Below are 15615 nucleotides of genomic sequence, written 5' to 3' on the forward strand. Positions count from 1 at the left end.
GATCGCCGACGAGCCGACCTCAGCGCTCGACGAAGCCTTGCGCGAGTCCTTCATGCGCCTGTTGCTGGGGGCTTGCGCCGACGCCGGCAGCGCCCTGCTGTTCGTGAGCCACGACGCGCGCCTCGCACCGCAGTTCGATCGGCAGGTCGACTTGCCAACGCTCAACCGTGCCACCGCCGCCGAGGCATCGGCATGAAGGCGCTGCTGAACCTGGCCGCTCACAGCGCCTGGAACCGGCGCTTCGTGCTCTCGCTCGTGGTGTTGTCGATCGCGCTGTCGACCCTGCTGCTGCTGGGCATCGAGCGCATCCGCACCGACGTGCGCGAGAACTTCTCGCAGTCGGTGTCGGGCACCGATCTCATCGTCGGTGCGCGCACCGGCCCCGTGCAGTTGCTGCTGTATTCGGTGTTTCGTATCGGCAGCGCGACCAACAGCATCGGCTGGAGCAGCGTGCAGGCGATCGCGCGGCACAAGGCGGTGGCCTGGACGGTGCCCATCTCGCTGGGCGATTCGCACCGCGGCTTTGCGGTCGTGGGCACGTCGCGCGATTACTTCGAGCACTTCCGCCACGGCAATCGCGAGCCGCTGGTGCTGGCGCAGGGCCGGCCGTTCGAGTCGGTGTTCGACGCCGTGCTGGGTGCCGACGTGGCCCGGCGGCTCGGCTACGTTCTCGGTGAACGCCTCGTGCTCAGCCACGGCGACGGCGCGATGGCCGCCAACGACCACACCGACAAGCCCTTCACCGTGGTCGGCATCCTGCAGCGCACCGGCACGCCGGTCGACCGCTCGGTGCACATCGGGCTGGACGGCATGCAGGCGATCCACCTCGACTGGATGGCCGGCGCGCCGCTGCCCGGGCTGTCGGTGCCGGCCGATCAGGTGAGCCGGCACGACCTCACACCGAGGAGCGTGACGGCGCTGCTGGTCGGGCTGAAGAGCCGGGCCGCGGTGTTCTCGGTGCAGCGCGAGGTGGCCGGCTTCGAGGCCGAGCCGCTGATGGCCATCCTGCCCGGCGTCGCACTCGACGAGCTGTGGGACGTGGTGGGCATCGGCGAACGCGGCCTGCTGGCGATGACGGCTCTGGTGGCACTGGTGAGCTTGGCCGGGCTGGTCGCCGTGATCATGGCCGGCCTGAACGAGCGGCGCCGCGAGCTCGCGATCCTGCGGGCGGTGGGCGCCGGGCCGCGTCAGCTCATGTTCCTGCTGGCGGCGGAGGGCGCGCTCGTCACCCTGTGCGGCGTGATGCTGGGCTGCGCCGTGTACGCTCTTCTCGTGCTGGCGCTGGGCGGCTGGACGGCGACGCAGTTCGGCGTGGCGCTGCGGCTGCAGGCGCCTTCGCAAAACGAGGTGCTGCTGGTCGCAAGCGTGCTCGTCGGCGGCTGGTTGGCCAGCCTGCTGCCTGGCATTCGCGCCTACCGCCTGTCGCTGATCGACGGGCTTTCTCCGAGGGTTTGAACGATGAAGATGCGCCTTTTGCTCGCCCTGCCGTTGCTCTTCGCCTGTGCGGCTGCCAGCCTGCCGGCGGCTGCGGCGGAGGCCAAGCCGCCTTCCCAGTCTGCCGAGTTCCAGGAGATCGATTGGGACGAGCTGGTGCCCAAGGGCTGGAACCCGCTGGAGCATTTCAAGGACATGGACCTGGGCATGCTCAGCGACAGCAGTCCGCGCGTGCTCGAGGCGATGCGCGAGCTGCGGCAGATCTGGGACACCGCGCCGACCAACAGCAAGATGGACGGCACCAGAATCAAGCTGCCCGGCTACGTGGTGCCGCTGGAGCAGGTGAAGGGCGAGCTGAAGGAGTTTTTGCTCGTGCCTTATTTCGGCGCCTGCATCCACAGCCCGCCGCCGCCCGCCAACCAGATCATTCACGTCATCGCCGACAAGCCGGTGAAGGGCTTTCGCACGATGGACACCGTGTGGGTCAGCGGCACCTTGAAGACCTTCAGGCAGGACTCGGCGATGGGCACGAGCGGCTACCGCATGCAAGCTGTGGTGATCGATCGCTACGAGCCGCCGGCGCAGCGTTGAAGCCCCGGCAGACGCAGCGCGTCGCCGCGACGATTGTCAAGCTGCTGATCGGCTTGACCCGCAACCTCAGCACGCGCTCAGGGCGGCAGCGACGACCGCCGGAGGATGCGTTCCGGGGTCGCGCACCGGATCGGATTCGTCGGGTGCCGGCGGATCGTCGACCTTCGGTGGAACGAGGTCCGGGCCGGTCGGCGGCGGCTCGGGCGGGTGCTGCGGCGAAGGCGGCTCGGGCTGCGGCGGGATCGTGTGAGCCCGCAGAGTCCGCAGGGCAACTGTCGGGGAGGGCAATGGCAGGTTCATGAGAGCAGGGGAGCAAGCGGCATACCGCACGTGAACGAGTGACGTGGGAAGCGTCCTCGGGTCTCGTAAGAACCCGGCACGAAGCCTCGAGCCGTGCGCCGCTCAGTGACCGCCGGCCAGGCTAGGAGGCCTCATCTCCAGCCGCAGGTAGGCCAGGCCGGCCAGCAGCAGCGGCGCGAGGTAGTAGACGAGGCGGTACACAAGCAGCGCCGACACCAGCGCGGCCATCGCCACCTGGCCGCCGAGCAGGGTGATGAACACCGCTTCGGTCACGCCCAGGCCGCCCGGCACGTCGACCACCGCCAACGCCGTCGCGCACACCAGCAGCACACCGAGCACGGTGACGAAGGGAACCGCCTGTTGCAGCAGTGCGAACAGGCCTGCGGCGATCAGCGCCCACTGCAGCACCGAAAGCGCGCACTGCGCGAGGGCGAAACGTAGGGAAGGCAGCTGCAGTGTCTGTCCGAACACCGTCAACGAGCGAACGCGCGACAGTCCGCACAGCGCGAAGTAGGCCAATGCAACGCCAAGGAAGGCGCAGCCGATCGCCTGCAGCAGCGCGGGCGGCGTGTCCACGCCGAACGGCGCACCGCCGAGCTGCAGCGTCAGCAGTAGCCCGGCTAGCACCAGAAAGCCGAGCCAGTTGCTCACGAAGCACACCAGCCACAAGCGGGCCACCGTGCCAGTCCTGACGCCCAGCCGCCCATAGGCACGAAAGCGCAGGCCCACGCCGGCAGCGCCCAAGTTGAGCGCGAAGGCATGGCTGACGAAGCCCAGCGTGAGGACGTGGCGCGTCTTCAGCCGATGGCGGGTGTAGCGCCGGCCCAGCAGGTCGAAGCCGCAGTAGGCGATATAGCTGAGCGCGCTGAACGCTGCGCCTGCCGCCAGCGCCCGCGTGGGAAATCGGCTCAGGGTGGCAACGAGCTGGTCGGCGTCGAGCGTGCGCAACTGCAGCACGAGCAGTGTCACGGCCAGCCCGACGAAGCCGGCAGTGAGCAGTCGCCGCAACGAGGGCCAGGCATTTCGGAGCATCTGCCATCGCGGGCAAGCCACGCTCCCGACCGGCGCGTCGACGACCGCGCCGTTCACTTCCAAAGCGTCGGGTTCAGTGCGCATGGCGCGGCAGCCGCACGGTGAAGGTGGTGGCACTCGCGTCGGAGGCGACGTCGATCTGCCCCTGGTGCGCCTGCACGATCTGCTCGACGATGAACAGCCCGAGCCCGATGCTGCCCTCGGGTGCGCCGCGCCGGCCGGCGCCTCGACGCAGTGGCCGGAAGAGCTCGCCTCGCAGCTCCTCCGAAATCGGTTCGCCTTCGCTGCGCACGCTCAGGCGCAGTTCGGCCGCGCCGCCCTCGACGCTCACCGTCACCGGTGTGCCGGGTGCGCCGTAGACGATGGCGTTGGTGATCAGGTTGGACATCATCTGTGCGAGCCGGTGCGGGTCCACGATGCCGAGGCCTTCTCCGGTGGCGTCGAACACGATGCCGCGCTGCGGGTGCGCGAGCCGGAACTCCTCGACCAGCTGGTGCACGGTGGCGTGAACGTCGGTGGTGACCGGCTCTACCGGGATGCCCTTGCCCAGGCGCACTTGCGTGAAATCGAGCAGATCGTGCACGAGGCGCAGCGCGCGCGCGCCGCTGCGCTTGATCCGCCCGGTCGCCTCTTTCAGGCTCGCGCTCGCACCTTCGCTGTGTTCGAGCAGGGTGGCGTTGAGCAGGATGACGTTGAGCGGATTGCGCAGGTCGTGCGAAGCGATGCCCACGAAGGTTTCTAGCAGCGTGTTCTCCTCGCCGGTGCGCGCGTGCGCCTCGCGCTCGACGCGGCGCAGCTTGGCGTTCTCCAGCATCACGGCGGCCTGGGCCGCCAGGCTTTCGACCAGCCGCTCGTGCTCGGCGGTGAAATGGCCCGGTTCGGCGTGCACGAAGAACAGGGCGCCGAAAGCGCGACCCTGGCGGGGACATACACAGGCCGCCAGGCCACTGGCGACGGGCCGCTCTGGCCCCGAGCCGAGGTGCAGCGCTTCGTCGGCACCCGAGCCGGCACGCAGGTCGTCGAGGCGAAGGGTACGCCCGGTCAGTGCCGCGGCAAAGGCTGACGTGCTGCGCAGCCTGGACAGAGCCTCGGCGGTCGGAGACGAGCCTGTGCACGAGCCGGCCACGACGGCGTCGCCGCCGGCCCGCGCGGCGGCCCACAGGAACACGCCGCAGGCGGCGCCCGTGAGCCGGGTGGCCTCATCGACCACCCTTTGCATCAGGGCGCCGGCGTCCGGCTCGGAGCCCGACGACAAGGCCAGCCCGGAGAGCGACTCCGCCAGGCGTCGTTGCGCGCGTTCGCGGCTCAGCGCCTCGGCGCGTTCGGCCGCGCTGCGTTCGATGGCGACGCGGTCGAGCAACTGCAGCCGCGCCAGCAGGAACAGCAGCGCGCTGATCAGTGCGCCGGCCAGCGCCACGGCCGGCACCAGGAGCCGCTCGCCGCGCGTTGCCAGGCCGGGCAAGGCCATGAATTCCAGCGTCCACGGTTGCCCGCCGATCACCGGCGAGCGGACCGTGAGATCGCGCGTCCATTGGTTCCGGTCGTGCGGAAAGCCGTCATGCAGCAGTTCGAGCGGCTCGCCGGGCGCACCGGCATGCACGCGCACAGCCACCAGCGGCGCCTCCACATCGAACAGGCTGTCGAAGAAGTCGGGCGCACGAAACGGTGCATAGACGAAACCGCTCAAGCGGGCGCGGCGTTCCTGCAGCGTGGTGGGGCTCGAGCCGCCGCCGTAAAGGGGAACGTAGACCAGAAAGCCGGCCTGCTTGTCCGGGTCGATCTCCTGCTTGAGCACCACCGGGCCCGACATCGCCAGCGAGCCGGTGTCGCGTGCGCGGGTCATGGCGGCTGCCCGGACGGGCTCGGAGGACATGTCGAACCCCAGGGCGGCGCGGTTGCGCTCGTCGAGCGGCTCGAGGTAGAGGATGCTGAACATCCATTCCCGCGCTCCCGCGGGGTGGACGGCGAAGCTTTCGAAGCCCTCCTTGCGCGCAGCTTCCTCGAACGCCGCCACGCTGCCGGCCGCCACGCGCGGGCTGTAGCCGATGCCCTGGATGCCGGGAAAGTCGGACGTGATGCGCAGGCGCTCCACATAGCGCCGGAACATCTTTCGGTCCACTTCGCCGGCCTGGGCCTGCATCAATGCGCGCGTGGCGCGCAGCAACGCCACGTAGGCGTCCATGCGGGCGTTCAGCCGGCCGAGCTGGAACTCGACCGCCGTGGCGAGCAGGGCCTGCTGGCGCGCCTCGAGCCACCGCGATGCCAGCAAAGTGGCGATCACGGTCAGCAGCAATGCGGCCACGAGGACGATCCGGGGTTGGCGAAAGCGCAGCCAGGAGTGCATGGTCAAGTGAGTCGCAGGCTCGGGGCCGGATCGGTGCTGGAGCCTGCTCGGGCAAGGGATCGTTCGAGCGACTTCAATTCTTGCATCAGGGCAGGAACGCCGCTTGCTCCCGGCTTTCATCGCTGCGCCTGCCGTGGCTCGTCATCAAGGGCATTCAGACTCTGGAGACACTGTGCCGGGGCGCTTGTCCCGACGGGGCAGCAGCTATTGCCGCATGAACCGACTTATCCGTGCTGCGGCACGGCGCCCGGGGGCTGGCTCTGCCGAGCCGGGGCGATTCGATTGGAGGGTTGAATCTTGTTGGATCCGCGTGTCTTGTCGCTCGCTGCGTTGGAGTGTTGTTCCGAAAGCCGTCGCACCGCCCCGGTGGGTGCGTTGATGCCGGCAGTGCGTGCGCATGAGGCTTGCGGATGAGCCGGGCGCTGCGCATCCTGCGTGTCGACCCTGCCGCGTTGCAGAGCAGCGACGACCTCCGGCAAGCCTGCGCCCACGGCCGGCGACTGGGCTTCGATCAGCTGTCGCTCGCTTGGTCGCCGGCCAGTGCCGCCCCCGGCAGCTTGCATTTCGGTGAGGGCGAGGACCGCGAGCGCATCGCCGCGCTGGCGAGCGAATGCCAGGCTCATGGACTCGGTTTGCTGATCGATGCCGCGCCCGCACGAGCGAGCCGCGGGAGCACGCTGGCCGCGCAGCATCCGCAGTGGTTCGTGCCCGAGCCCGACGGCGATCTGCCCGATCCGCGCCGGCCGGCTCACTGTGCGAACACCGTGACGCTGAGCAGCGATGCCGGGCAGCTTGAGCCGGCGCGGGACTGGTGGGCCGCACAGATGGCGGCGTGGCTCGAAGCCGGCGCGGCGGGTTTGTACTGCGTGCACGAGGCCGGCCTGCCGAAGGATTTCTGGACCTCCGTGCTCGATGCCTTGCGCACCGGGCAAACCCAATCGTTCTTCGTTGCCGGAGCCTCGGCCGAAGCGTCGGCGCTGGCGGACTGCGGCTTCGATGCGATCGCCGGGGTCGTGCCCGGCTCGGCAGCCGAGGTCGAGCGGTGGACCTGCGAGCATGAACTTGTCGCCGCCGGTTCGGCGCCGCTGGGGATGCTGGCCGAGGCGCGGCGCCATCCGGTGTGCGCGACAACAGCCGCAGAGGATCCGGAGCAGGTGCATCGCCGCAGCCTGTGGTGGGCAGCGGCCACCGGCACGGGGCTGATCATGCCGCTGGGCTTCGAGCGGGGCGTGTCGTCTGCGCAGGCATTGCGACCCAACGGCGGCGAATTCGATCTCGGCGCCGAAGTGATGGCCGCCAATGCCTGGCTCGCCGAGCGAGGCGTGCGCAACGCCGCACCCCGGGGCTCGGCGCCGCGCCTGTCGCTGCTGAGCGCCGCAGGCGCGCCGGCCGTCGCGGTGCTCATCACCGACGGCGACTTGCGCCGCGCCGATCGGGCCTTGCTGCTGTTGGCCGGCTTTCCGGGCGCTGGCAGGGTGGCCGGTGCCGACGTGCTGCCGGGCGCCGATCGCTTCGCCCGTTTTCGCGCGCTGCGACATACCGACAGCGCGGATGTCGACGGAGTGGCCGATGCGGCGCACTGCTTCGATCCCACGGCGGCGATCGACCTGCCGGCCGGCCGCGTCGCGCTTTACGAATCGCTGCCTGTCGTGCCGACGGCTGCGGCACCGACGCGCGCCGCGGCCGCAGCCAACCGCGCTCGCCGTGCTCTGGACGTCGCGGTGAAGGCGCCGCGCGTGGCGATCGAGGCGATCACGCCCAGCGTCGATGACGGGCGCTTCGTGGTCAAGCGCATCGCCGGCGAAACGGTGCGCGTCGAGGCCGACGTCTTCATGGACGGCCACGACAAGCTCGCCGTGATGCTGTTGTGGCGAGGCCCCGACGAAGCGGCTTGGCAGGAGGTGCCGATGGCTCCCCTCGGCAACGACCGCTGGCGCGCCGAGTTCCCGCTCACGAAGCTGGGGCGGCATGCCTTCACCGTCGAAGCCTGGCGCGACGGCTTCGAGACCTATCGCGATGAGCTGAGCAAGAAGGTCGCCGCGGGTCTGGACGTGAGCCTGGAGCTCGAGGAAGGTCGGCTGCTTGTGGTACAGGCGCAGGAGCACGCGAGCACACAGGAAGACGCCGAAACGGCGGCCACGCTGGAAGCCGTCGTCGCCCTGCTGGGACCACCGCTCGCCGCCAAAGCCGCAGGCAAGAAAACCAAAGCCAGATCGCGGCGTGCATCGGCCGAGACTGCGGCCCCGCCGCCGCAACCCGATGAGGCCTCCCGCGTCGAGACGCTGCTGGCGGCTCCCACGCAGCAGGCCGTGCGCAATGCCTGCCTGCGCCCATTCGCGCTGCGCCACGATCCGCCGCTCGGCGTTGATGCCGAGCGCACCGCGGCGCGTTATGCGAGTTGGTACGAGCTGTTCCCGCGCTCCCTCGGCAACCGCACTGGCGAGCCGCTGCGCCATGGCCGCTTTGACGACGTTGTCTCGCGGCTGCCGGCCATCCGCGCGATGGGCTTCGACGTCGTCTACTTCACGCCCATCCACCCGATCGGCCAGACGAACCGCAAGGGCCGCAACAACACGCTGACGCCAACGCCAGAGGATCCTGGCAGCCCTTACGCCATCGGCAGCGAGGAGGGCGGCCACGACGCGATCCACTCCGAGCTCGGCACGCTCGAGGACTTCCTGCGCCTGTGCAAGGCCGCCACCGCGCACGGCCTGGAGATCGCGCTCGACTTCGCCATCCAGTGCTCGCCCGACCACCCCTGGCTGCGCGAGCATCCGGAGTGGTTCTCGTGGCGGCCCGACGGCTCGATGCGCTATGCGGAGAACCCGCCCAAGAAGTACCAGGACATCGTCAACGTCGACTTCTACGCTGACGGTGCGCGACCCGCCCTGTGGACTGCGCTGCGCGACGTGGTGCTGTTCTGGGTGAAGCAGGGCGTGCGGCTGTTCCGCGTCGACAACCCGCACACCAAGCCCCTGCCGTTCTGGGAATGGATGATCGGCGACGTGAGGGCGCGCCATCCCGACGTGGTGTTTCTTTCCGAGGCCTTCACGCGGCCCAAGCCGATGTATCGCCTGGCCAAGGTCGGTTTCTCGCAGTCCTACACCTACTTCACCTGGCGCCACACCAAGAAGGAGTTCACCGACTACCTGACCGAGCTCAACCAGCCGCCGGTCAGCGATGTGTTCCGCCCGCACTTCTTCGTCAACACGCCCGACATCAACCCGCATTTCCTGCAGGCCTCGGGTCGCGCGGGTTTCCTCATACGCGCCGCGCTGGCGACCACGCTTTCGGGCCTGTGGGGCATGTACAGCGGCTTCGAGCTGTGCGAGGGCGCGCCCTTGCCGGGCAAGGAGGAATACCTCGACTCCGAGAAGTTCGAGCTGCGCGCGTGGGACTGGCAGCGGCCGGGCAACATCAATGCGGAGATCACGCTGCTCAACCGCATCCGCCGCGGCAACCCGGCCCTGCAATCGCACCTGGGCATCGAGTTCCTCCACGCCGGCAACGACAACATCCTGTACTTCGCCAAGGCCATGCCCGGCCCGGTAGCGCGTGCAGGCGGGCGCTTCACCACAGCGGTGGTGCTGGTCGCCATCAACCTTGATCCTTTCAACGCGCACGAGGCCGACATCGAGCTGCCGCTGTGGCGATTCGGCCTGCCGGACGATGGCGCGCTCGACACCGTCGACCTGGTGCACGACCACCGGTTCGTCTGGCGAGGCAAGCACCAGCACATCCGCCTCGATCCCGCACAGCTGCCGTTCGCGATCTGGCGCATCCAACCCACGGAGGCTGAGTGATGGCCGAGAACACGATCGCCGACAAAACGCGCGCCGCCGCCATGCCATTGAAGATTGAAGGCGAGGCCGAGCACAGCGTGGTGCGGGCGGTGGAGCCGGGTGCCTCAGCACTGCCGCCGCTGGCCAAGCCGAACGTGGAGCGCCCGCCGACCGACGACCCCTGCTGGTACAAGGACGCGGTCATCTACCAGCTGCACCTGAAGTCCTTCTTCGATGCCAACAACGATGGCATCGGCGACTTCGCGGGCCTCGTCGCCAAGCTCGACTACATCGCGGCACTCGGCGTCGACACGATCTGGCTGCTGCCGTTCTACCCCTCGCCGCGCCGCGACGACGGCTACGACATCGCCGATTACCGCGGCGTTCACCCCGACTACGGCACGATGGCCGACGCGCGCCGCTTCGTGGCCGAGGCGCACCGCCGCGGCCTGCGCGTGATCACCGAGCTGGTCATCAACCACACCTCCGATCAGCACCCGTGGTTCCAGCGTGCGCGTGCTGCGAAGCCGGGATCGTCGGCGCGCAACTTCTACGTGTGGTCCGACAACGACCAGGCCTACGCCGGCACCCGCATCATCTTCTGCGACACCGAGAAGTCGAACTGGACCTGGGACCCGGTGGCCGAAAGCTTCTACTGGCACCGCTTCTATTCGCATCAGCCCGATCTCAACTTCGACAACCCGCAGGTGCTCAAGGCGGTGCTGTCGGTCATGCGCTTCTGGCTCGACATCGGCGTCGATGGCCTGCGCCTCGATGCCGTGCCCTACCTGGTGGAGCGTGAAGGCACCACCAACGAGAACCTGCCTGAAACGCACGAGGTGCTGCGCAAGATCCGCGCGACGGTCGACCGCGAGTACCCCGGGCGCATGCTTCTCGCCGAGGCCAACATGTGGCCCGAGGACGTGCAGCAGTACTTCGGCCGCGACGAGAACGGCCTGGGCGACCAGTGCCAGATGGCCTTCCACTTCCCGCTGATGCCGCGCATGTACATGGCCATCGCGCAGGAGGACCGCTTCCCGATCACCGACATCCTTCGGCAGACACCCGACATTCCGCCGAACTGCCAGTGGGCAATCTTCCTGCGCAATCACGACGAGCTCACGCTCGAGATGGTGACCGACAAGGAGCGCGATTACCTGTGGAGCTTCTACGCCTCGGACCGCCGCGCGCGCATCAATCTGGGCATCCGCCGGCGCCTGGCGCCGTTGCTGGAGCGCGACCGCCGCCGCGTGGAGCTGCTCAACAGCCTGCTGCTCTCGATGCCCGGCACGCCCGTCATTTATTACGGCGACGAGATCGGCATGGGCGACAACATCCACCTGGGCGATCGCGACGGCGTGCGCACACCGATGCAGTGGTCGCCCGACCGCAACGGCGGCTTCTCCCGGGCCGATCCCGCGCGCCTCGTGCTGCCGCCGGTGATGGATTCGCTCTACGGCTTCGAGGCCGTCAACGTCGAGGCGCAGAGCGCGGACCCGTACTCGCTGCTCAACTGGATGCGGCGCATGCTGGCGGTGCGCAAGCCGCACCCCGCCTTCGGCCGCGGCACGCTCAAGCTGCTTTCGCCGGCCAACCGCAAGGTGCTGGCGTACCTGCGTGAGTACCGCCAGGAAGGCGCTCCGGCGCAAGACGGCAACGACGAGAAGGTGGAGCGCATCGAGTCGATCCTGTGCGTGGCCAACGTGTCGCGTTCATCGCAGGCGGTCGAACTCGACCTGTCCGCCTTCTCCGGCCGCGTGCCGGTCGAGATGATCGGCGGCTCGCGCTTCCCGGCCATCGGCCAGCTGCCCTATCTGTTGACGCTGCCGCCCTTCGGCTTCTACTGGTTCTCGCTGACAAGCGAAGCCGAATCGCTCGGCGGGCCGGCGCCACCGCCCGAAGCCATGCCCGACTACGCGACGCTGGTAGTGCGCCGCGAAGTCGGCGAACTGCTGCTGCCGCCGAGCCGCGCGGTGCTGGAGGGCGAGGTGCTGCCGGCCTACCTGCCCAAGCGCCGCTGGTACGGCGCCAAGAACGAGAAGATCGAGCAGGTGACGATTGCCTTCGCTGCCGAGCTGGACGGCACCACGCGGCCGATGCTGCTCACCGAGCTGGAGGTGCGCACGGCCACCGGCACCGAGCGCTACATGCTGCCTTTCGGCTTCATCGGCGAAGACGAGGCCACCTCGCCCTTGCCGCTGCAGCTCGCCCTCTCGCGCGTTCGCCGAGGCCGCCAGGTGGGGCTGCTGACCGACGCCTTCACCTTGCACCCCTTCGTGCTGCGCATGCTGGCGCTGGTGCGCGAGGGCCGCACGCTGGCCACGAGCGACGGCGAGATCCGCTTCCTGCCCACTTCGCGCCTGGACGAGATCGATCTGGGTCCGTCGCCCGAGGTGCGCTATTTGTCCGCCGAACAATCCAACAGCTCGGTGGTGCTCGGCGAGCAAGTGATCCTCAAGCTGATCCGCCGAATGCAGCCCGGCATCCACCCCGAGGTCGAGATGGGCCGCTACCTCACCGAAGGGGGTTTCGCCAACATCGCGCTCACTTTGGGCGAAGTGACGCGCGTAGCCGCCGACGGCGCACCGCAGGTCATGGCGGTGCTGCAGAAATTCATGCATAACCAGGGCGACGCCTGGGCCTGGACCCTCGGCGCACTGGAACGCAGCATCCAGGACGTGATGGCGGAGCCGGCGCAAACGGTTGAGAACACCCCGGTCGATCGCGAAAGCGGCGACCCGGGCGAAGAAGCGCTGGCCGAGTTCAGGGAATCGGCCGGTGTTCTGGGCCGCCGGCTGGGCGAACTGCATGTCGCACTCGCGCGGCCGAGCGAGGACCCGGCCTTCGCGCCCGAGCCGGCCAGCGCCAAGGACGTGGCCGCCTGGGCTGCCGGCGCCCGCGAGCAGCTCGAGCGCTCCCTGGCCCTGCTGCAGGCCCCCGGCGGCAAACGTGCCAGCGACCATCGCGCCACCGATGAGGAGGCCGGCCTGGCCGAGCAATTGCTCGGCCAGCGCGAGGCGCTGCTCGCGTTGGTGGACCGGCTGGCCGCGCAAGGCGTCGGTTCGCTGCGCACGCGCATCCACGGCGACCTGCACCTGGGCCAGGTGCTGGTGGCGCAGAGCGATGCCTACTTCATCGATTTCGAGGGCGAGCCGCTCAAGCCGCTGGCCGAGCGCCGCCGCAAGCAAAGTCCGTTGCGCGACGTGGCCGGCATGCTGCGCTCGTTCAGTTACGCCGCCGCGGTGGCCATCAACAGCGGGCCGGGCGACATCGGCGAAGCGGCCGAGGCGCGCAAGCGGCTGTTGCTCGAACGCTTTCTGCCCGCCTCGCAGGAAGCCTTCCTTGCGGCCTACCGCGAGGCGAGCGCGGGTGTCGCGCACGACTGGGTCGGGCCGAGCGGCGAAGCGGCGCTGATCGACCTGTTCACGCTCGAGAAGGCTGCCTACGAGTTGTGCTACGAAAGCGCGAACCGCCCGGCATGGATCGGTGTGCCGCTGCGCGGGCTGGCGGCGATTGCGCAGCGGCTGCTGGAGGCCGAGGCGACGCCCGATGATTCGCCAGCCGGCGATTCGTCGCAGGCTTGAGATTCCTGCAACACACTCCCGCATGTCGGCACTGGTCGACGGCGCCGAGCACTTTGAAGAAGCCACGATGAACGCACCGCAGGAACACCGCCGAGGGACCGGCCTCGACGTCGAGGCCGCTCGCCGTCTCGTGCAGGGCCGCCACAGCGATCCCTTCGCGCTGCTGGGTCCGCACGAGGAAAAAGGCGGCAAGGTGGTACGCGCGTTCGCGCCTGGTGCGCTGGCGGTGTCGGTGCTGAGCGGGCCAGGGGGTGAAGGCCTGCCGGGGCGGCGTGTCGACGATTGCGACGGCCTGTTCGAAATCGCGCTCGACCCTGCAGCGAAAACGGCCGGCCCCGACACCTACTGCCTGCACATCGACTGGCCCGCGGGCGACTCGGCGGCGCCGGACGCCGCGCCCTTGCGTCAAGTCACTGAAGACGCCTACGCTTTCGGGCCTCTGCTCGGCGAGCTCGACCTGCACCTCATCGCGGAAGGCAACCACCGCGAGCTCGGCCGCTGTCTGGGCGCACACGTGATGCAGATCCAGGGCATCGAGGGCGTGCGCTTCGCGGTGTGGGCGCCGAACGCCACGCGCGTGTCGGTGGTCGGCGACTTCAACAGTTGGGACGGCCGTCGCCATCCCATGCGCCGGCGTGTCGAGGCCGGCGTGTGGGAGCTGTTCGTGCCGCGGCTCGCCACCGGCAGCCGCTACAAGTACGAACTGCTCGGGCCGATGGGCGAGACGCTGCCGCTCAAGGCCGACCCGATCGCGCTGCAGACCGAATGCCCGCCGGCCACGGCCTCCGTCGTTTCGCCGCCGCGCGAGTTCGTGTGGACCGACGAAGCCTGGATGCAGGGCCGCGCCGCACACCACGCACCGAGCGCGCCGATGTCGACCTACGAAGTGCATGCCGGCTCGTGGCTGCGCAACATGGAGGAGGGTGGCCGCAGCCTCGACTGGCACGAACTGGCCGAGCGGTTGATCCCCTATGCGCGCGGCCTCGGCTTCACGCACCTGGAGTTCCTGCCGATCATGGAGCACCCCTTCGGCGGTTCGTGGGGCTACCAGCCGCTGTCGCAGTTCGCGCCGAGCGCGCGCTTCGGCACGCCGGAAGGCTTTGCGGGTTTCGTCGATCGCTGCCACGCCGCGGGGCTGGGCGTGATCCTCGACTGGGTGCCGGCGCATTTCCCGACCGATGCTCACGGCCTGGCGCAGTTCGACGGCACCGCGCTCTACGAACACGCCGATCCGAAGGAAGGCTTCCACCAGGACTGGAACACGCTCATCTTCAACCTCGGGCGCAACGAAGTCGTCGGCTTCCTGATCGCCAGCGCGCTGGAGTGGATCGAACACTTCCACGTCGATGGCCTGAGGGTCGATGCGGTCGCCTCCATGCTCTACCGCGACTACAGCCGACAGCCCGGCGAGTGGGTGCCCAACATTCACGGCGGGCGCGAGAACCTGGAGTCGGTGGCCTTCCTCAAGAAGCTCAACACGACGCTGGCCGAACGCTGCCCCGGCGTGCTTGTGATCGCCGAAGAATCCACCGCCTGGCCCGGCGTCTCCGCGCCTGTGGAAGAGGGCGGCCTGGGCTTCACGCACAAATGGAACATGGGCTGGATGCACGACACCCTGCGCTACATGGAGCACGATCCGGTGCACCGCAGGCACCACCATCACGACATGAGCTTCGGCCTGATCTATGCGTTCTCGGAGCGTTTCGTGCTGCCGATCTCGCACGACGAGGTGGTGCACGGCAAGGGTTCGCTGCTCGGCAAGATGTCCGGCGACGACTGGCAACGCCGCGCCAATCTGCGCGCGTATCTCGGCTTCATGTGGGCACACCCGGGCAAGAAGCTGCTCTTCATGGGCTGCGAGTTCGGCGAAACGCGCGAGTGGAACCACGACGCCTCGCCGCAATGGGATCTGCTGGACGACCCGCGCCACCGCGGCGTGCAGCGCCTGGTGCGCGACCTGAACGTGCTCTATTCGTCCGCTCCCGCGCTCCACCAGCGCGACACGAAGGCCGAAGGCTTCGCCTGGCTCATCGGTGACGACGCTGCGCAAAGCGTCTTCGCCTTCGCCCGCTACGGCGAGGACGGTGCGCCGCCGGTGGTCGTGCTGTGCAACCTTACCCCGCTTGCGCGCAGTGCCTATCGCGTCGGTTTGCCGGGCGCCGGCCGCTGGCGCGAAGTGCTCAACACCGACGCCGGCGTCTACGGCGGCAGCAACGTCGGCAACGGCGGCGGGGTTCGGACGGAGCCGGTGGCATGCCATGGGCAGGAGCACTCTGCTGTGCTGAGCTTGCCGCCGCTGGCGACCGTATTTTTGCAGTGGGAAGCGTAGGAATGGCTGGTGGTGCGATGGCTCGGCGAGGGCGAAGCCGTGGGCAGATGTCCGGCGGCGCGCCGGTGCGGCGGTCGCTGCTGCGCAGCGACTGCGCTGCGCTGCTCGGTCTTGCGGGCCGTCGCATAACTCGCTTCGTTCGCTTTGCTCACTGCACTCAAACAGATGCGACGAGTCAGTTCACGAAGCGAGCTGCGCGCGCGCCCGCAAACCCTGCGC

The 15615-nt window shown here is 69.0% G+C and carries 7 protein-coding genes and 1 pseudogene; 6 read left to right on the forward strand and 2 right to left on the reverse strand.

What is annotated here, in order from left to right; translation table 11 throughout:
• The 3 genes and pseudogenes from H0W40_RS16025 to H0W40_RS16035 form a co-directional block, all read left to right on the forward strand.
• A pseudogene (locus H0W40_RS16025) lies at positions 1–196 on the forward strand (ABC transporter ATP-binding protein); the annotation flags it as partial.
• Positions 193–1455 carry an ABC transporter permease gene (locus H0W40_RS16030; protein ID WP_292448124.1) on the forward strand — a complete coding sequence of 421 codons (1263 nt, stop codon included), beginning with the start codon at positions 193–195 and terminating at the stop codon, positions 1453–1455. The pseudogene H0W40_RS16025 and the gene H0W40_RS16030, both read left to right, overlap by 4 nt.
• A gap of 3 nt (positions 1456–1458) precedes the next feature.
• Positions 1459–2025, forward strand: a complete 567-nt coding sequence (locus tag H0W40_RS16035) for a DUF3299 domain-containing protein (protein WP_292448126.1) — start codon at positions 1459–1461, stop codon at positions 2023–2025.
• A 402-nt stretch (positions 2026–2427) separates the two neighbouring features.
• Here H0W40_RS16035 and H0W40_RS16040 read toward each other — a convergent pair whose 3' ends face one another.
• The gene (locus tag H0W40_RS16040) at positions 2428–3441 is read right to left on the reverse strand and encodes a lysylphosphatidylglycerol synthase domain-containing protein (protein ID WP_292448129.1); all 1014 of its coding nucleotides are present in this window, start codon (positions 3439–3441) and stop codon (positions 2428–2430) included.
• Positions 3431–5701, reverse strand: coding sequence for a CHASE domain-containing protein (locus H0W40_RS16045; protein ID WP_292448132.1), 2271 nt, complete (start codon positions 5699–5701; stop codon positions 3431–3433). Before H0W40_RS16045 ends, H0W40_RS16040 begins: the two co-directional genes overlap by 11 nt.
• A 410-nt stretch (positions 5702–6111) precedes the next feature.
• Here H0W40_RS16045 and H0W40_RS16050 point away from each other — a divergent pair, with 410 nt between their 5' ends.
• The 3 genes from H0W40_RS16050 to glgB all read left to right on the forward strand — a co-directional run bounded on the left by H0W40_RS16050 (position 6112) and on the right by glgB (position 15396).
• Positions 6112–9504 carry a maltotransferase domain-containing protein gene (locus H0W40_RS16050; protein ID WP_292448134.1) on the forward strand — a complete coding sequence of 1131 codons (3393 nt, stop codon included), beginning with the start codon at positions 6112–6114 and terminating at the stop codon, positions 9502–9504.
• Positions 9504–13067, forward strand: a complete 3564-nt coding sequence (treS, locus tag H0W40_RS16055) for a maltose alpha-D-glucosyltransferase (protein WP_292448136.1) — start codon at positions 9504–9506, stop codon at positions 13065–13067. The genes H0W40_RS16050 and treS overlap by 1 nt, the downstream gene beginning before the upstream one ends.
• A 67-nt stretch (positions 13068–13134) precedes the next feature.
• Entirely contained in the window at positions 13135–15396 is a 2262-nt protein-coding gene (gene glgB / locus H0W40_RS16060) for a 1,4-alpha-glucan branching protein GlgB (RefSeq protein WP_292448138.1), read from the forward strand.
• Positions 15397–15615 lie beyond the last annotated feature (219 nt).

It is taken from the genome of Methylibium sp. (assembly GCF_013817345.1).
In the GTDB taxonomy this organism is placed as follows: domain Bacteria; phylum Pseudomonadota; class Gammaproteobacteria; order Burkholderiales; family Burkholderiaceae_C; genus Methylibium.

Coding starts and splice junctions, on each gene's coding strand:
- H0W40_RS16030 (WP_292448124.1), top strand. CDS start 193: ATGAAGGCGCTGCTGAACCTGGCCGCTCACAGCGCCTGGAACCGGCGC.
- H0W40_RS16035 (WP_292448126.1), top strand. CDS start 1,459: ATGAAGATGCGCCTTTTGCTCGCCCTGCCGTTGCTCTTCGCCTGTGCG.
- H0W40_RS16040 (WP_292448129.1), bottom strand. CDS start 3,441: ATGCGCACTGAACCCGACGCTTTGGAAGTGAACGGCGCGGTCGTCGAC.
- H0W40_RS16045 (WP_292448132.1), bottom strand. CDS start 5,701: ATGCACTCCTGGCTGCGCTTTCGCCAACCCCGGATCGTCCTCGTGGCC.
- H0W40_RS16050 (WP_292448134.1), top strand. CDS start 6,112: ATGAGCCGGGCGCTGCGCATCCTGCGTGTCGACCCTGCCGCGTTGCAG.
- treS (WP_292448136.1), top strand. CDS start 9,504: ATGGCCGAGAACACGATCGCCGACAAAACGCGCGCCGCCGCCATGCCA.
- glgB (WP_292448138.1), top strand. CDS start 13,135: ATGAACGCACCGCAGGAACACCGCCGAGGGACCGGCCTCGACGTCGAG.